Source organism: Paenibacillus sp. SEL3, from assembly GCF_054602585.1.
This window is the reverse complement of record NZ_CM137725.1, coordinates 1,989,096-2,006,412: the sequence shown is the minus strand read 5'-3', so window position 1 is coordinate 2,006,412 and position 17,317 is coordinate 1,989,096. Positions and strand designations below refer to the sequence as shown.

21 protein-coding genes are annotated in these 17,317 nt (G+C 45.6%); 12 read left to right on the top strand and 9 right to left on the bottom strand.

Annotated elements, in window-relative coordinates; translation table 11 throughout:
- Positions 1-330 precede the first annotated feature (330 nt).
- Positions 331-690: a HesB/IscA family protein gene (locus ACYCS5_RS09400; protein WP_013311832.1), complete on the top strand. Its 360-nt coding sequence runs from the start codon at positions 331-333 to the stop codon at positions 688-690.
- Between the two features lie 149 nt (positions 691-839).
- Here the strand turns inward: ACYCS5_RS09400 and ACYCS5_RS09395 are convergent, their stop codons facing one another.
- Positions 840-1,040 (bottom strand): hypothetical protein, encoded by a 201-nt coding sequence (locus tag ACYCS5_RS09395; protein ID WP_029518226.1) that lies wholly within the window; start codon positions 1,038-1,040, stop codon positions 840-842.
- Positions 1,041-1,301: 261 nt separating this feature from the next.
- On the opposite strand from ACYCS5_RS09395, the gene ACYCS5_RS09390 reads away from it, so the two are divergent.
- The 3 genes from ACYCS5_RS09390 to ACYCS5_RS09380 all read left to right on the top strand — a co-directional run bounded on the left by ACYCS5_RS09390 (position 1,302) and on the right by ACYCS5_RS09380 (position 3,913).
- Positions 1,302-1,667 carry a hypothetical protein gene (locus ACYCS5_RS09390; RefSeq protein ID WP_340886337.1) on the top strand — a complete coding sequence of 122 codons (366 nt, stop codon included), beginning with the start codon at positions 1,302-1,304 and terminating at the stop codon, positions 1,665-1,667.
- A 93-nt stretch (positions 1,668-1,760) separates the two neighbouring features.
- Positions 1,761-3,335: a sigma-70 family RNA polymerase sigma factor gene (locus tag ACYCS5_RS09385; RefSeq protein ID WP_459760975.1), complete on the top strand. Its 1,575-nt coding sequence runs from the start codon at positions 1,761-1,763 to the stop codon at positions 3,333-3,335.
- Between the two features lie 134 nt (positions 3,336-3,469).
- Positions 3,470-3,913 carry a ferritin-like domain-containing protein gene (locus ACYCS5_RS09380; RefSeq protein WP_069012664.1) on the top strand — a complete coding sequence of 148 codons (444 nt, stop codon included), beginning with the start codon at positions 3,470-3,472 and terminating at the stop codon, positions 3,911-3,913.
- Positions 3,914-3,933: 20 nt separating this feature from the next.
- Here the strand turns inward: ACYCS5_RS09380 and ACYCS5_RS09375 are convergent, their stop codons facing one another.
- The 3 genes from ACYCS5_RS09375 to ACYCS5_RS09365 all read right to left on the bottom strand — a co-directional run bounded on the left by ACYCS5_RS09375 (position 3,934) and on the right by ACYCS5_RS09365 (position 5,712).
- Positions 3,934-4,308: a DUF421 domain-containing protein gene (locus ACYCS5_RS09375; RefSeq protein WP_459760974.1), complete on the bottom strand. Its 375-nt coding sequence runs from the start codon at positions 4,306-4,308 to the stop codon at positions 3,934-3,936.
- Positions 4,305-4,640: a DUF421 domain-containing protein gene (locus ACYCS5_RS09370; RefSeq protein ID WP_459760973.1), complete on the bottom strand. Its 336-nt coding sequence runs from the start codon at positions 4,638-4,640 to the stop codon at positions 4,305-4,307. The genes ACYCS5_RS09375 and ACYCS5_RS09370 overlap by 4 nt, the downstream gene beginning before the upstream one ends.
- 193 nt (positions 4,641-4,833) lie before the next feature.
- The gene (locus ACYCS5_RS09365; protein WP_029518230.1) at positions 4,834-5,712 is read right to left on the bottom strand and encodes a LysR family transcriptional regulator; all 879 of its coding nucleotides are present in this window, start codon (positions 5,710-5,712) and stop codon (positions 4,834-4,836) included.
- 149 nt (positions 5,713-5,861) lie between these two features.
- Here ACYCS5_RS09365 and ACYCS5_RS09360 point away from each other — a divergent pair, with 149 nt between their 5' ends.
- From ACYCS5_RS09360 to ACYCS5_RS09340, 5 genes are all read left to right on the top strand, one after another.
- A complete protein-coding gene (locus ACYCS5_RS09360) occupies positions 5,862-6,791 on the top strand; it encodes a DMT family transporter (protein ID WP_069012614.1) in 930 nt (309 codons plus the stop codon).
- 84 nt (positions 6,792-6,875) lie between these two features.
- Entirely contained in the window at positions 6,876-7,490 is a 615-nt protein-coding gene (locus ACYCS5_RS09355) for a hypothetical protein (RefSeq protein ID WP_459760972.1), read from the top strand.
- Positions 7,491-7,547: 57 nt separating this feature from the next.
- Positions 7,548-7,874 carry a hypothetical protein gene (locus ACYCS5_RS09350; protein WP_039272696.1) on the top strand — a complete coding sequence of 109 codons (327 nt, stop codon included), beginning with the start codon at positions 7,548-7,550 and terminating at the stop codon, positions 7,872-7,874.
- Positions 7,875-7,892: 18 nt separating this feature from the next.
- On the top strand, positions 7,893-8,183 hold the full coding sequence (locus tag ACYCS5_RS09345; protein ID WP_029518233.1) for a hypothetical protein: 291 nt from the start codon (positions 7,893-7,895) through the stop codon (positions 8,181-8,183).
- A gap of 313 nt (positions 8,184-8,496) precedes the next feature.
- On the top strand, positions 8,497-8,817 hold the full coding sequence (locus tag ACYCS5_RS09340) for a hypothetical protein (protein WP_023990165.1): 321 nt from the start codon (positions 8,497-8,499) through the stop codon (positions 8,815-8,817).
- A 156-nt stretch (positions 8,818-8,973) separates the two neighbouring features.
- Here the strand turns inward: ACYCS5_RS09340 and ACYCS5_RS09335 are convergent, their stop codons facing one another.
- From ACYCS5_RS09335 to ACYCS5_RS09325, 3 genes are all read right to left on the bottom strand, one after another.
- Positions 8,974-9,831: a 1,4-dihydroxy-6-naphthoate synthase gene (locus ACYCS5_RS09335; protein ID WP_459760971.1), complete on the bottom strand. Its 858-nt coding sequence runs from the start codon at positions 9,829-9,831 to the stop codon at positions 8,974-8,976.
- Positions 9,832-10,494: a futalosine hydrolase gene (locus ACYCS5_RS09330; protein WP_340956752.1), complete on the bottom strand. Its 663-nt coding sequence runs from the start codon at positions 10,492-10,494 to the stop codon at positions 9,832-9,834.
- A gap of 201 nt (positions 10,495-10,695) precedes the next feature.
- Positions 10,696-10,941, bottom strand: coding sequence for a hypothetical protein (locus ACYCS5_RS09325; RefSeq protein WP_029518236.1), 246 nt, complete (start codon positions 10,939-10,941; stop codon positions 10,696-10,698).
- A gap of 307 nt (positions 10,942-11,248) precedes the next feature.
- Here ACYCS5_RS09325 and ppk1 point away from each other — a divergent pair, with 307 nt between their 5' ends.
- On the top strand, positions 11,249-13,357 hold the full coding sequence (gene ppk1 / locus ACYCS5_RS09320; protein ID WP_029518237.1) for a polyphosphate kinase 1: 2,109 nt from the start codon (positions 11,249-11,251) through the stop codon (positions 13,355-13,357).
- On the opposite strand, the gene ACYCS5_RS09315 is transcribed toward ppk1, so the two are convergent.
- Entirely contained in the window at positions 13,317-14,852 is a 1,536-nt protein-coding gene (locus ACYCS5_RS09315) for a Ppx/GppA phosphatase family protein (protein WP_029518238.1), read from the bottom strand. The two genes, ppk1 and ACYCS5_RS09315, sit on opposite strands and share 41 nt — an antisense overlap.
- 216 nt (positions 14,853-15,068) lie before the next feature.
- Between ACYCS5_RS09315 and ACYCS5_RS09310 the strand changes: the two genes are divergently transcribed.
- A complete protein-coding gene (locus tag ACYCS5_RS09310) occupies positions 15,069-15,725 on the top strand; it encodes a YheC/YheD family protein (protein ID WP_165148519.1) in 657 nt (218 codons plus the stop codon).
- 282 nt (positions 15,726-16,007) lie between these two features.
- Complete coding sequence (gene sda, locus ACYCS5_RS09305; protein WP_007431918.1) at positions 16,008-16,151, top strand: sporulation histidine kinase inhibitor Sda; 144 nt, start codon at positions 16,008-16,010, stop codon at positions 16,149-16,151.
- A gap of 160 nt (positions 16,152-16,311) precedes the next feature.
- Here sda and ACYCS5_RS09300 read toward each other — a convergent pair whose 3' ends face one another.
- Positions 16,312-17,316 (bottom strand): NAD(P)/FAD-dependent oxidoreductase, encoded by a 1,005-nt coding sequence (locus ACYCS5_RS09300; RefSeq protein ID WP_165148522.1) that lies wholly within the window; start codon positions 17,314-17,316, stop codon positions 16,312-16,314.
- Position 17,317: the final 1 nt, after the last annotated feature.

Below are 17,317 nucleotides of genomic sequence, written 5' to 3'. Positions count from 1 at the left end.
CAAATCAGCGGCACAAGCGCTTGATGCGCACAGGATGTCCCGTTCCGTCGGTAAAATCCGGCAGCGCGGATATACGATATGTGAAAAATGTTACAATGCCAGGCTACAATGATGAATATCTCAAAATATCGCCTTTGAAATGACAAATTTCCGACAGTTTCTTTTACACACTCTTCACCTATTATAAACCTCACACCACCGGTGTTCAATACAAACGAATAGAAAAACAGGTCTTGAAGCCTGTAAGGGAAGGACATTCCATGACTTGAGCACCTGCAAATAGTGGAGTATACTGAAGGAGAACATGAAGTAAAAGAGGAGGATGGAGCTATGATTAACATCACCGATTCCGCTGCTGAGCGTTTGAAGGATATGCTGGAGCAGCAGGAAACGCCGAATATGTTTTTACGTCTGGGTGTTACGCCAGGTGGTTGCACCGGATTCTCGTATGCAATGGGCTTTGACGACAACGAGACGGATCAGGATATATATATGAACGTACAGGATATGAAGATTGTAGTGGAAAAGGAAAGCATCCGCTACCTGGACGGTCTGGAAATCGACTTTGAAGAGTCTGGAATGTCAGGCGGCTTCACGATTCATAACCCGAATGCCGTAGCTACATGCGGCTGCGGTTCAAGCTTCCGTACAGCTACAGATGCCGGGAAACCGAACGAAGAGCCTTGTTAAGGTAGTTTAAAAGGGTACAATGAAATGAATTGTCTGCAAACCTGCATGATGGGGTGTTAACAATTCGAAAATGTAAATCAAGACCTCCAGAACGGTATAGTCACGTACTATATTCGTCCTGGAGGTCTTTTTTAATATGTAGAGATTACTTACTTAGGATCATTATCACTACGTGTGGATTGGACAAATTTACTCAGGGCATTAAAAAAGGCAAATGCAACTGTAAAAAGCAAAAGAGCTACGGGTTTAATTTCAATCTTAGAAAAAACACTATATAGAACTAAAAATGCAAAAAAGAGTACTGAGCTATTTACGTTTTGTTTTGTATAAATAGATTTTATAAAATTCATTGTATCACTCTCCAATTTGATTATAAGAATTCAAAACATATAGTATAAGTACCTCATTAACAAAATAGAAGTTAACTTGGTATATATACCATATTGCGAATGTATTTAATGAACGACTTCTTATACATAAATTACAGTATTGCATACAAACATTCAGGACTTATCAAATAAAAAATTCACATTATTTTAATTAGAGTTTTACTTCACTAGAATTTCAGTATAGGAACTTACAATTTAAATTCTGAGGGAGTGAAAGAATATATGAACAATCCAGTTAGTTTAAAAAGGGCTACCATGACATATGGACCTGATGATGATCCTCATATGTATGAATTAATTGAGGGAGTTCTGTATGATCGTAGTTATTTCTTTTATCTTGAACATGGGATATTGTGTCTGCGACATGTACGAAAGGTAGAACAACCGGACCATCCACATCTTTATGTGGATGGGGAAAGTGGGGGCCTCCAACTAGCGAAGAATGTACAGCGTGGGATTATGGAAGTCGTTACAGAACTGATCGAGCGTTTGCGTAGTAAGGATGGATTGACGTTTTTACTGGATGAACTGCTATGGCTACATGGTCGAAGTCATATTGAACTTAACCTCGTAAAAAATAAAGGATGATATATTTCTGTTGGAAACTAGCTGGTTTGTAACCTTCCTCCACGGAGTTGGCACTTAAGAATAAGAACACGAAAGAAAAGAGGCTAGGGACGTATGAGGGAGTGGGTTGAAAAGGCGCGGCTAGGAGATGCAGAAGCGTTTGGGCAGCTGATGCTGCATTTTCGCGGGATGGCCTATGCGGTGTCCTATGACATGCTGAAGGATGTCCATCTCGCGGAAGATGCCGTGCAGGATGCGCTCATAGAAGCTTATCAGAATCTGGAGAAGCTGCAGAACGCGTCCACTTTTCCAGGCTGGTTCAAGACCATTGTCGTAAGACAGTGCCAGCGGATGCTGCGGCGCAAGCATCATTCGATGCTTCCTCTGGATGAGGCTATGCAGATATCGGGAGGAGTACCGGGTGTAGCAGAAATTGCGGAGCGTAGGGAGGAGAGCCAAGTTCTGCAACAATCGGTGAAGGCACTGTCTGCCAAGCTGCGCGTGCCTCTGCTGCTGTTTTATTTTTACGGCTATTCTCTTCAGGAAATTTCCGATTATCTGGGCACTCCGGTCCCGACGCTTAAGAAGCGGCTGCACGATGCTCGTCGAAAGCTGAAAGGTACACTCCCGGTAGCTGATCTCGTTTCTGTGTTCAATCATTTGTATGAGGGAGGGCAAAACATGCTACATATTGTTAACGGTGATGTTGTAGGCGAGATGTTGAAGCAGGGTGTTGTACAGGGTGATGTGCTTGTATGGAGAGAGGTATATCCGGCAGGACCGATATTTTTAAATCCAGCGGGGGCGAAAGAACGGGCATTGCGGGCCAGGGTCCTAGAAGAATCGATGGGTATTCCGACCAGCGAATATATTACGGGTTGTGAGGAACAGGAGCAGAAACTTCGTGAGTTTATTAAGTATGATGAAGTCGTATTGTGGTTTGAGCATGACCTGTTTGATCAGAGCATGCTCGCCTATCTGCTCCACTGGTTCAAAAGACAGAAACTGGGCCGCACGAAGCTGAGCCTGCTCTGCATTGGGGAGTTTCCGGGAATCGAACGCTTTCATGGCTTGGGACAGCTCACTCCGGCACAGCTTCAGACATTATCCGGTACCTGGCGGACTATTGGGCGGCAAGAAATGGAACTCGGAAGCGAGCTTTGGCAGGCGTATGCTTCTCCTGATCCTGTACAAATGGCTAATCTGCTGGAAAACAAGAAGACAGAATTGGCAGCATCCGGCCTGACTTTTGCCTATGAAGCCTTCACAGCGCATCTCAAGCGGTTGCCCTCGGAACGGAATGGTCTTGGCGTTGTGGAACAGACCACGCTTCAGGCTGTTCATCATGGAGTGGATACGTCATTGGAATTGTTTCGTCAGGTAACTGACGTTCTGCATGTGCTTGGCATGGGTGATCTTGAATACTGGAAATTTATTCGTGCTTTGGCGCAAGGCGAACATCCTTTGCTGATGATTGACGGGGATGAGGCTGGCTTGGGTTTTAGACAAATTCCGGATTTTCTGAACCGAAAGGTAATTCTGACAGAGTTGGGTAAAGAGGTACTGAATGGATCAGCGGACCGCATTGCAGTTCAAGGGATCGATGAGTGGTTTGGGGGGCTGCATCTCCATGGACATGAGGTTTCTTGGCGTTGGGATGATATAGCTGGAGGTTTGATCCGACATTGAAGGATAGCTATCATCAGTATATTCTCCTAATGTTAGGAACCGACATGGGCAGATGCGCATATACTTTCTAAAAACTAACATTAGGAGGAATAAACTTGTATCAAGTACCTTCTTACTGGGGAAATTCATACTATATGCGGGCCGATTTTGTACCGATCTGGAACACAGGATTTCCGAAAGCAGTACAAATGATAAAGGAAGCGGTACAAGGGGAGCGTAACGATGAGTTGTTCTACGATGAATTGATCAATTTGGCACCCTCACAAGAGCAGGTGGCTATTATTGAAAGCATCCGTAATGATGAGCGCGGTCACAATAAAATGTTCAGAGAGATGTATCGGGCTTTGACAGGACAGGAAATTGCAGGCATCAGTAGTGAGCAATATGAGAGGGTGCAATCTTATACAGAAGGTCTACAGCGCGCCTTGATGGGAGAGTTGGGTGCGGTGGAACGATATCGCAACATCTGGTTTGGTTTGCCTGCCGGTATCTATAAGGACACGGTGTACGGTATCATTTTGGATGAGCTTAAGCACGCTGCCAAATACAATTATCTGATTACGTTGAATCTCAGGTAACTATTGACCGAAAGTCAATACTACTCCACATCAATTGGATGCTGGATTTTATCCTTATATTCATCCACATAGAGTTGGCCGTTGCTGCCTTTAACGGCATAGAATACGTCCTCTAACTTTTTGTCGCGGGCCTTCAGTTGAGACAGCAGCCATGATTCGGGAATATGATTGGAGTTTAAATTGCCATGCAAAAGCTGTCCGTCGATTACAAGCTCAATTGGGAACTGTGTGGCATTACCTGCATTCAACTGCAGGTCTTTTAATGTCACGGCTTGCAGTTCCTTTTTCTTTTGAACAGATAGTTTTCCGTTAATCTCAAGGAGGGCGTACTGCACTTCTTCTATATTAAAAATTTCTTTCTGGCGAAGTTGTTGGTTTAAAGAATCCAATGTCATATTATTTTTTTTAGGTTATCTTCGAGAATGAACCCTCCTTCTATGAGAACGGTGGGTGCTCCCTCTGTCCACATCTTAAAGTTTCTGAATTTCAAAAAAAACTTGGATAAAACATAAGAAGTAATTGTAAAAACAGACAGGGCTATTAATAGGTGGACAACTTCTATTTTTTGGTTAAATGCAAAATTAGCAGCCATAGCTCCTAATATAACTGCCGTTACGAATTCGTGAAAGTTCATATTGGAAAGGGTTTGCTTCCCCAATATTCTCCCAATTAGCATGAGGATAACGAATGCAGAAAAACTTCTGATCAAAATAACGAGATGATCCATGCAAAACCCTCCTAGTTTGAAAATTGCAGGTATTCAGCATATAGGTTACCCGCTGGGATGGGATAATATACCAATGTAATTAATGCATTATATGTGATGTATAAGCTTATAGGTTAGAAATTTAGCTATTTGGTCGAATGATTTGATTTCTCTGCATATGAATAGACCTCCTTATGTTCATAATCCAATGCTTCTACTGCTTCATATCCGTAAACAGCTCCTGCGCAGTACGCACAAATAACTGTACAGCCAGAGAAGCATTGTGCAGGGATGGTACAGCGATACCGATTTGACGTGTGATCAGAGGTGAAGTCTCCTTGACGGTCAGATCATGGGGGAACGTGGACAAGGCGAGTGAAGAAACAATGCCCATACCCAGTCCTTGTCGAACCATGCTGACCAAGGTGCTGACATTGTGAGTAATGAATTGTGCCTGCAACTGACTTTGTTCCCGTTCAAAACCTTCCATAATGGCGACCTCATGTCCACCTTTACAAAAGATCATATCCTGCTCATTCAAGTCACGGATGGCAATTTTATTGTGCGATTGTAGAGGGTGACCGTCTGGCAGGAGAATAACCATGTCATCCTGACATAATGGGATGATATCTACCTGAGGGTCTGGTAACAGGATGATACCGACTTCGATTTCTCTGGTATGCACCCACTCCTTGACTTCATTCGTGGAGCCTTCATGTAGATCGAAAACAAGGTTCGGATAATGCTGACGAATATGATGAATAATCGGGGGCAGAAAATAGGCTGAGGCAGAAGGAAAGGCACCGATCGTGATCGTGCCCACGTCTAGACCTTTTTCAGCAGCCACCTGCTGCTGTACCTTTTCCATGCTTTGCAGCATCATACGGAATTGCAGCAGTACCTTGTGCCCGATATTTGTCAGCAGCACTCCTTTTTTTCGGTCGCGCAGCAATAGCTGGACACCCAGCTCGTTTTCGATGCTGGCGATGGCATGGCTGACCGCGGGCTGCGTCATATGCAGCTCATGGGCAGTTTGGGTGAAGTTTAGCGTTTCAGCTACACGAACGAAGATCATAATCTGAGTAATGGTCATAAGTGAAAAGTTATCTCCCTTATTGAAAACATTCATTTTATTTATTAGTGACCACAGTATACGCTAGTAAAGCAAAACTTTGCAAACGGCTATTCAGATTTTAGTCGGTAGCAATGAGCGATGAAAAATCTAAGGGAGAGAAGACATCTATGAAAAAATTAACACCTAAAGCTACGTTGTGGCTTGTCTTGATATTAGTGATGGTATGGGGGATCAACTGGCCGTTGACCAAGCTGGCTTTGCCAGATACGCCGCCGATATTTTTTTCAGGAATCCGTACCCTGCTGGGTGGTGTGATTCTGCTATTGTTCGCTATACGTCACCGGGAAACCTTGCGTTTTAGACAGAATGCGTGGACTTATCTTGTGCTGTCCATATTTAATATTGCAGGCTACTATGGCTTGCAGACGGTAGGGCTGCGTTATTTGCCTGCTGGGTTATTTTCCACTTTAGTATTCCTTCAGCCGATCCTGTTGGGATTATTCTCCTGGATGTGGTTAGGGGAGCGCATGTTTCCCCTGAAGGTCATTGGACTGGTACTGGGTTTTGGCGGGGTGATCGTGATTAGCTCTGGTGGAATGGCAGGGCATTTATCGGTACTGGGTATTGTGTTGGGGCTAGCTTCAGGATTGTGCTGGGCGCTCGGAACGATTTATATGAAGAAAAAAAGTCAGCAGCTGGACTCCATTTGGGCGGTGACGATGCAGCTCGTATTGGGAGGGATTATACTCAATGGGATTGGATTTACGACCGAGAAATGGAGCGATATTCACTGGACGACCTCCTTTATCGCAATTCTATTGTTTATTTCGATATTCGTGATTGCGATGGGCTGGATAATTTATTTTAAACTGATCGACAATGGAGATGCAGGAACCGTCGGCTCATATACGTTTATGATTCCGGTGTTGTCCACAGTCTTTAGTATGGTAATGCTCAAGGAATCGCTTACTTTGACGTTTGTTGTGGGGCTGGTGCTGATTGCAGGCAGTGTGTATCTGGTAAATACAGCATCTCCTAGAAAACGAAAGAACCGAAACTCCAGGGCTGATGAAACGAATTCCTGTACAAATGCATAGAAATATGGAATTAGGAAAAATATACTAGATTATCAGAGGAGGGAATAGTAAAATATGACTATATAAGTAGAGAGGAAGTTTGGTATGGGAGAATTAAGCAGTCATGCTCAGTCTGTGGAGCCGCAAGCACATTCTGTTCGTAAGCTCGCAAGTGTAGCAACAGTCATTTCAGGAGTAGCTGTACTAGGATGTATAGCCTTGGCGGTGTGGAATTATAATCTGAATACGAAGGTCAATACTTTAACTAGTGCGAACGCTTCACTAAATAAAACAACACAAGCGTTAACGAAGCAACACAACGATACAGAGGCGCTACTGGGACGAGTTAGATTAACAGCTAACCTGTCAGCTATAACGCATATGTTAGAGCAGACATCTGTCGTTACCGATGATTTTGTATTGGAAAAAGTGACTTTTGATGTAACAGAGGATGGCACGTTGAAGGGTGTGCTACTGAATGTGAACAATCAACCTAATCTTGGTTTTGGCGGTGCTTATCAAGGTTATGGTAAATATAATATGTCCTCAGCTGTATTGACGAAGAAGGCGGAGGAAGTCATAAACATAGCTATGAAAGAGTACGGTACATCTGACAAGCTTCCGGTATGGGATAAGAATACGAGGGTGGAAATGACGGTTCAAAATTATCCGCTTGGGAAGCGGGAAGGCGGCACTTTTAAACTCACCGGTCAGCAATAGGGGGAACCTAATGTATTCCGATGTTGGGTTTTGCAGATGAAGCGGGGGAGTTAAGGAATGGACAGATACACACCTACAGCGAGGGAACGCTGGCAGATGAAACAGAGCGAGCCGCAGCAGCAGGGATGGCTGCTCGCTTTCTTTGGCTGGATTTTTGCAGGTTTGGGGTTCATATTTAGTTTTTTTGTCTTTGGAGGATTGTTGGGTGTCTTAGGTTTGGTTTTTGGAATTTTGACGAAACGAATGGAACAAAGAAACACGCAGGGCATCTTCATTATTGTAATCAGCTCCGTTGCTATTGGCATCGGTCTATTGATTTTTATGATTTTTTTTACGCAAGGTTTTGTAGAGGGTCTGAGAGAAGGGTATAATGAGCATTATTAGGTCAGGGAGGTAACAGCATTGAGCGTCATTATTTCACAGCAAATCTCGGCAACGGGCGTGAAGGAATATACGAAGGTGATGAAAACATTTGATTCTCCGTTTACACCTTTAGTTGGACAGAAGATCAGAGACACGGCATTTGGCGATATGCAATATTACGATGTCGAGGACGTATTTATTGATCTAGCGGAGAATGAATATTGGGTTATTCTACCTGCCGTTTTGCTGCATTCTGATGATATTGAGGATATACGAGACGCTGTGCGTGAGTATCGTTCACATGGTTGGGAATGTACGAAACCTCTGTAAATGCATACCACTTAGGCATCTATACGGAAACGTCTTTCTTTTGCGAGATAGGCGTTTTTTTGTGTATTTGTGTAGGGGATATTCCTAATGATTGGCATGAAAAGAAAGAATTTATGCTGAAAATGCGCAAATTTTATCATTTTTTATCATAAAACGACAAGTTGGGAAATGAAAACGGCCTTAATGTGTTATACTTAGTATATCAAAGGACAAGAGTCTAAAACGACCGGTAAGGCCCTTTCTTTGAAGAGCCTCTGAAAGGTTCAACGTTTATCCAAAATAAATGGTCAAAAGGAAAAGGGGAAATGCTAACGTGAGAGTGAATTTGAAATTTACCAACAAAGGGCAAGTTGCAGTTGAGAAGTTCAACAATGAGGAGCTTATCGAAATCTTTACCCGCTACATTAAAACGTTAAGCAAGAAGTATGATATCTCGGTTACCGTACCGGAGGATCTGAATGAGCAGATCTTGGAAGAGGGTACCGTGAAGGTCGTGTTGGATAAGATTAATTGTGACATGGACGCTTTTTTCAAGGAGCTGAGCCGGGATATCAAGGTGCCGCTGGTCAAAAGATTGGGTACCAAACTGGATAACGTATTTAAGACCGAGGTTGTCGAGCAGGAACAGAACTAAGGATAGGGATCAAGCGAGTCGAATGAAGATTCGCCATATGAAATGATAAAACCTCCCGAATGGGGCGCATGGCTAGGCCATGTGCTCGTTCGGGAGGTTTTATATGTTTAAACTACTCTATTCAGTAGGAAAACATGCAAGGCATGTCTATCCCTTTTAACGTGTTGTTGTGGATGTAGGACGCAGTTGGGTTAAATCAAACGAAGGTACCAGCCCTTCCTGCGCGGCACGACCGAGCAAAGCTTCGATGGCGGCATATCCGCTGTCGCCCAGATTGGCGGTAAAATCGTTAACGTACAGGTCGATATGCGATTGGGCAACATCGGGTGAAAGCTCCTGTGCATGAGACAATACATATTCACGCGAAGCTTCGGGATGCTGCCAAGCGTATTCGACAGAGGCGCGTATCCAGTTTGTGATCGCATCCAGATCCAGCGTACGGCGGGCAATAATAGCTCCGAGCGGGATCGGCAGCCCTGTATCTTCTTCCCACCAGTTCCCCAGATCGACTTGCTTACTAAGCCCGTAGGACGGATACGTGAACCGTGCTTCATGAATAACTAGTCCGGCATCTATCTTCCCGTCACGGACAGCAGGCATAATTTGGTCGAACGGCATCACGACGATCTCGCCGACACCCCCAGGCACATGCTTGGCTGCCCACAGGCGGAACAGCAGATAGGCAGTGGAACGTTCACTCGGAACGGCTACACGCTTGCCGGACAGGGCTTCCGGGCCTTCGACGGTGGAACCTTCCTTGGTCAGCACGAGTGGCCCACAACCCCGGCCCAGTGCGCCCCCGCAAGGCAGCAGGGCATATTCATCCAGTACCCAAGGGAGTGCAGCATACGAAATTTTCATAATATCCAGTCCGTCTGGTGTGATCGCCAGATTGTTGGTGATGTCGATATCGGCGAATGTAATGTCCAGCGCGGGTGCGCCCGGAATCAAACCATGCGCCAGGGCATGGAAGACAAAAGTGTCGTTGGGACAAGGTGAAAAAGCAATTTGCATCTATATAACCTCCGTTAATGTAGAAAATGCGGCTTCCAACGCTTGCAAAGCCTCTTTGATTCGCCAAGCTGCACGGTCACGTGGACCGACAGCATTGGAAATCGTGCGGATTTCCATCGTCGGCAGTTCTAGCCTATTTGCCGCCACGGCCACGCCGTAGCCTTCCATCGCTTCGGCAGCAGCTCCAGGAACGCGTTTGGCCAGCCGTTCCGCTGTTGCCGCCGTACCGGTGGCCGTAGAGACGGTCAGGATCGGCCCCGCGACAGCCGTCTGTCCGGCGGCACGCAACGCCTGAACCAATCGCTGCGCGATGGCAACGTTCACGGCAATTCGGCTTGAGCCGAACCCCAGCTCGTCCACGCTGCTGAAGCCCTCTGCCGTCTCGGCCCCCAGGTCGGCGGCAATGATCGCGTCAGCAACAACGACGCTCCCCAATGCAGCGACCTCCGCGAAGCCGCCACCAATTCCGGCGCTGATGACCAGACGGTAGTCACCAGCCGCCGCCAGTGCTAGCGCGGTTGAAGCCGCCGCGGACGGTGCGCCCACGCCAGCTAGCTCGACCACAAAACGGGTGTCGCCTTTCAGGCCCCGCAGTACAGCTTCCCGTTCGCCTTCAACCGCGGTCATAACCAGGATGCGCTCATCTGATGTTGTATGCTCCATCGGTTGATTCCCCTTTAAATTTAGGTAATATGCTCCCTTATCATACTGCTTTTCGAAACGATGTTCAAAAAAGGTCGACAAAAAAAGCGCTCTGAGGCGCTTTTTGAAAAAACTGCAAGATTCAGCAGATATGAAAATCGGTAGTTGTAAACATAAAGCAATTCTAATCTGGAAGAACAGCGCAGGCATAGCATATAATAATTATATCGGCTGATCCTTTGTGATTAGCTGAAACATGGTAATATTGCGGTCATAATGGCTTGGGGTTCCATCTTGATTGCGCACCCGAATCATCTCGCTACTGAATAACTCGATATATCCACAGCCAATCTCACAGTATACACCTGTAGGGTCCTCTTGCCAGACCGTAACGAGGTGTTGAGACAGCGCTGCGGTGAAAAATTCGATGTTTTTTTGCAGTACGCGTGGCGTTTTCTTGGGTTCCATAACGTAAATCCTCCCTATATCATGCCATTTGAAAATCAGCAATTGAATGTGGCTTCTAAGTGGTTACTACACATCATAACGAACATAAACAACTGAAAAAGAAACGGTTCTTCAATCTACTCTATGAAACAGACGTAAACACTGTACCGCTTAATGCTATTTTTGTAAAGCATCCGAATGACCTTTTCAAATATCCAGTTTGTGTTTACACACATTTTACATTGCGTTTACACTACTGTGATGCTAGTGCGTTTCATCTAATAGTACAATAAAGGGTAACTATACTGCATGAATTGATGGAGGCCATATGTTGATAGAGAGTCAGAATAAGGATAAAGCCGGGTCAGAACGTTACTTTAACCGAGATTTAAGCTGGATTGAATTTAATCGCCGTGTGCTTCAGGAAGCTCAGGATGCAGATACACCGTTGCTGGAGAGAGCCAAATTTTTGGCGATTGTATCTAGCAATTTGGATGAGTTTATGGCTGTTCGTGTTGCAGAGACGCGCGAGAAAATCAAGGCGGGTTTTATGCAAAAGGATTTTACGGGATATACCCCCTCCGGTTTGTACAAACGCCTGATCAAGCGTACTGTCTCGATGGTATCGGAACAATACCGGACCTATCGTGATATTTCTCGCCTCTTGACGAAAAAAGGTCTTTTACTGCTCGAATATGAAGACTTAAATACGACACAGCGCAAGTCGCTGGATGCATATTTTCATGAAATTATATTTCCGGTGCTCACGCCGATGGCGGTCGATCAGAGCCGTCCTTTTCCACTCGTTCACAATAAATACGTATATTTAGCGGTCGTTTTGAGACGTCCGGGGGATACGGAGGAGGATAAACCGCTTTTTGCCATTGTGCAGGTGCCTTCGAATATTCCACGTGTGGTTACAGTGCCGTTACGTTCCAATAGCAAGAAGAAATCATTTATTTTAATTGAGGAACTGATCAAGCATCATATCCAAACGCTGTTCACTGGGTATATCCCAGAGGCCGTTCATGCTTTTCGTGTGACACGTAACTCCGATTTATCCATTAATGAAGAAGAAATCGAAGATTTGCTCGAAGAGATTGAAAAAGAGCTGCGTCGAAGACGACGGGGCGCGCCAGTAAGACTGGAAGTAGAAAAAGGGATTCATCCCTATGCCCTGATGGAGCTTCAACGCGAATTCAAGCTGTTCGACCATGTGTTTGAGGTGGACGGGCCGTTGGATCTGACATTTTTATCGTCTTTTGCCGATCATTTGGAGGGGTATTCACATTTGAAATTTCCGGCAATCAAACCACTGTATCCGGAAGAACTGCCCCCGCAAGAGGATATTTTCAACGTACTTCGCAAACGGGACGTGCTCGTGTACCACCCGTATGAATCATTCGATGCGGTAACTGATTTTATCATTGAGGCATCAGAGGACCCAGATGTGATGGCAATCAAAATGACCCTGTACCGTGTCAACGGGGAATCGAAGCTGATTCCGGCATTGGCACGTGCGGCCGAATCGGGCAAGCAGGTAACAGTGGTGGTGGAGCTGAAAGCCCGTTTTGACGAGGAACGTAATATTGCCTGGGCGCGTACGCTTGAAAAAGCAGGCTGTCACGTAGTGTATGGGTTGGTTGGCTTGAAGACGCACGCCAAAATCATTCTTGTCATACGCCATGAGCGCAACGCACTCAAACGATATGTGCATGTAGGTACAGGCAATTATAATGAAAGCACGGCGCGTGTGTATACGGATATCGGATTGTTTACGTCGGATCCAGTACTTGGTGAGGATGCCTCCGAACTGTTTAATGAAATCACGGGATTCTCTGCGCTCAAGACTTTGCAAGCTTTTACGGTGGCTCCAACGGGAATGAAGAACAAGCTGTTTGAACTCATCCGTAGGGAAGCAGAGCAAGCATTGGCAGGTAAGCCCGCCCGGATTATTGCCAAGATCAACTCCTTATCCAATCAGGAGATGATCGATGAACTATATGCGGCTTCCCAAGCAGGTGTGAAGATTGATCTTATCATCAGAGGGGTCTGCTGTTTGCGTCCCGGTGTGGAAGGATTCAGCGAGAATATACGTGTCATCAGTATTGTAGACCGCTTTCTGGAGCATTCCAGATTGTTTTATTTTGAAAATGGAGGGAAATCCGAGTTATTTCTGTCCAGTGCGGATTGGATGACGCGCAATTTGACCCGCCGAATTGAACTGATGTGCCCGATTTATGATGACGGGATCAAAGAAATGCTGGCAGATATTCTGCATTTATCGTTAAGGGATAATGTGAAGGCGCGCCAGCTTTTGCCTAATGGCAGCTATCAATTTGTGTCCAGAAACGACAAAGAGGCTCCCATCAGGAGCCAATCTGAAGCGATGAAGGTTAGAAATTGGAAGAAGGTAGAATGGACCACGACAATGTGAGGTTCCACGCCTTTTGGAAATCTTTCGCAACGGATTCTAGTTCTCGTTGTTCTAATATGGGTTCACTCTTGCTTTCCAAACGAAGATGCATTGCGTCATCCCCTGTAGTAGGATTGATGCTGGTAATCATTCCGGACTCACTCCGATCCATGCCAATCGCGAGCTGGAGCAGCGAGCCGAGCCGATGTACACGTTCCTCGTCGGAAGGCTCCAAAATATCCGCATGTGTGCGTAGCAAACGGGGGGTCCGGTTCTTGGGATGGTAATCCGCGATCAACGCGGCTAGTACCGTTTCCCTATGGGATAGACCGCCAATGCCTGCATGTAAGATCCAGAACACGGAATTCTGGCGAAAATGATAGTAATTCAAGGCAGCTCCCGTTTTGTAAAGAGTTGCTGCGGTCAGTAACAAACGTTTGTCCATAGCAGCTGAGGTTCCGCTAGCTAATGTGTCATAGAGCCGGACGGCGTACTCGTTAACCCGCTTGACATGCGCTTCGCTAACCGGGACAGCAAACGAAAGGATATTGCGAATGGATGTGATAAGCGGATTAGCTACCACGGGCTGTTCAGCGTTGACCAGCTCATGAAATAGGCCGTCTCGCAGACCCGCTCCACTGACCAGATACGCGGAGCCTTGAGCAGCTTCAAATATCGTTTTCAATATAATAAGACCCGGTACAATGATGTCGGCTCTGTCCTTGGACAGGCCGGCTGTTTTTTTGCGTTTTTCATAGGGAAGATGGGGCAGACTGCCATAGAAGTAATCGACATCTTCTATCGTCATTTCGTAATGGTGCGTCACAGGAAGTGAGTAATCCTGCCGCTTCTGATTGATTTTAGCCAAAGTACGCAGGGTCCCACCTAGCCCGATGAATGGCAGATCCGGATTGGAGAAGATCCAATCATGATTTTGCAGTGAAGAACGGACAAAGCTCTCCATTTCCTCAATCTGCTGAGGAGACCATTCGCCATTCTTGACCTCACGTCCAAAGCGCCAGTTCATATTGACGGCGCCAAAGGGAAATGACACCGTATGCAGTCGCTTTCGATCGCGGAACAGCGTAATTTCGGTACTGCCACCCCCGATGTCAATGATGATTCCATCACTCACATTCATAGTGTTCACTACACCCAGAAAACCGGCATAGCCTTCTTGCTCTCCGCTCAGTATTTCCAGTGTTAAATTTGTCTCCTCCGCAATCCATTGGACGATTTCGTCCGAATTCGTGGCATTGCGGATGGCTGCTGTTGCTGCTGCACGCATACGGACAACCCCGTGCATATGGCATACCGCCATAAATTGGCGCAACAATGGAGCGATGCTTCGAATCGCCTCCCGTTCCATACGGCCGTTGGCCCCAACCTTTTCGCTCAGTCGGGCAGCTTCTTTGCATTCCTGCACAATGCGATAGGCTCCTGTCTCTGTCATTTCATAGATCACCAGACGTATGGAGTTTGAGCCAATGTCCATGATGCCAATTTTGCTATTCATGAGTTGACCTCCTTGTTGAAAAACGATTTGGCGGTAATTTCCGCTGTTCCGTGCAAATGGTAGTAGATTATTGTCATTGTACCAGTGATATTCGGTGCATGCTACCGTTCGCCATGATCTTGTCGAAATAGACACATGCCGCGGACAATCATCCAAGAATAGAATATTCCTGTTGAGTATGTATAAGTATACCTGACGGCGAAAGGAGAGGGTTAGATGAGACAACTTGCAAGCAAATGGCTAAAGACGAAGGCGCTGCTCCACCATCCACATACCGCCGTTTATATACCGGAAACCTGTCTATATAGTGAAGATCAATTGCGCATGATGCTGCGGCGGCATGCTTTTGTGTTTATAAAACCTGTAAAAGGAGGCGGAGGAATCGGAGTCATGCGTGTGGCAAAGGAGCGTAGGGGATACACCTGCACGCGTATGGAGCACACGCACCGGTTCAGTCATTTTAGAGCACTTGTAATCGGAATCCATAAGCTCCGAATCCAACGCCCATATCTCATTCAACAAGGGATCCAACTGGCAAGTATTCAAGGTAGACCTGTCGACTATCGAGTCAAAGTTGTGAAGGAAGGGCAGAGATGGGATTTTCGTGCGGTAGTTGCACGTCATGCTCGTCCCGGACTGGTCATTACGAATCTGTGCAGAGGGGGAACTTTGCTGAAGGGAACAGATGCGCTTCGAATGATATATCCCCGGCGGCTTGCTACGCGAAAGCGGCGAGAGATCATTGAACTTACACAGCGCTGTATTCCTGTGCTGGAAAAAAGGTTTCCTGGGATTGGACAACTAGGATTTGATTACGGGCTTGATCAGAATGGAAGGGTATGGATTTTAGAGGTTAATACAAGACCTCAATAAATTTCTGTTTTCTTCAATAAAATCCCAATTTAATCTATTAACAAGACGCTAAATATAATATATTTGTATAAATAATAAAAATATTTTTTTTGTGTTCAAGCTTCAAAATTCTGTGTATAAATATTGTCCACATTATCCCCTGTCACATATAAGGGTTAACGACACTTACCAACAATTTATACACAGGATTTCCACAATTGGCTGTGGATAACAGAACGCTTGTTCCGTTTTTGGTATTTTGATAGAATAGATTTTGAAATAAAAGGAAAGGTTGTGTCGAGGATGGCTATGCTGACGGATGAGATGCTTTTGGATTCCTATCAGATGGCAATCGAGCTTAAACTTGAATGTGACTTCATTGCACTGTTGCTGGCTGAAATTCACAAAAGAAATCTAGAGATGAATACAGCCGTAGTCCTTCATTAGACCGGACAAGCTCTCGTACTGCGACTGTAAAGTCATTCAGGGTTCGAATGGCTTTACGGACAATCACTGCAACGAATAGGCACACCGTAAAAAAGGGTATTTCACTCCAAACATTCAAATTTGGAGTAAAATACCCTTTTTTGTCATAGTCTAAACTAAACTACATTTTCATGTTACTGCTGTGACCAGGAGACAACTTGGCATCTGGATCTACATAGACCTTGGCGTTGTTGACTGCCGTAGGGGCTTCACCAAAGCCGACCGCAATCAGCTTGAGCTTGCCTGGATAGGTTGTAATATCCCCTGCGGCGAAAATGCCGGGAATATTGGTTTCCTGGCGAGAATCGACCACGATGGAATTACTTTCGATTTCAATTCCCCATTCAGCAATCGGGCCAAGTGTGGATACAAATCCAAAGTTAACGATCACATCGTCCACTTCGATTTCCTGTGTTTCTTTGGTTTTTACATGAGCAAGAGTGACTTTCGTAATCGTGTCTTCTCCATGCAATTCTGTAATTTCCGTTGGTGTAATAACATTTACTTTGGATGCGAGGAGGTTTTCGACACTGTGTTCATGCGCACGGAATTTGTCGCGGCGGTGAATCAATGTAACCTGTTCTGCAATTGGTTCCAGCATGAGTGCCCAGTCTACGGCAGAGTCACCGCCACCACTGATTAGCACTTTTCGGCCTGCAAATTTGCTCAGGTCGCTAACAAAGTAATGCAGGTTCGTTTTTTCAAAATGTTCGGCACCTGGAAGCTCCAGTCTGCGCGGCTCGAAAGCACCAACACCAGCGGTAATAATAACCGCCTTACCATGATACTCGCCACCTTTGTCTGTTTTTACGATGAAGTGGCGTTCTTCTTTTTTCTCTAACGATACGACTTTCTCTTCTAGCTGCACTTCTGGATTAAAGTGGTTCATTTGTTGAACCAAATTGTTGACCAGTTCCTGTGCAGTTACTTTAGGAAAGCCAGCAACGTCATAAATATATTTTTCAGGATAAAGGGCTGCAAGCTGGCCGCCCAGTTGGGGCATACTTTCAATTAAGGTGACGGATGCCTGACGCATTCCTCCGTAAAAAGCGGCGAAAATACCGGCTGGACCGCCTCCAATAATGATCAGATCGCGGATCTCCGCGCCTGTGGATTGAGTTGTCACT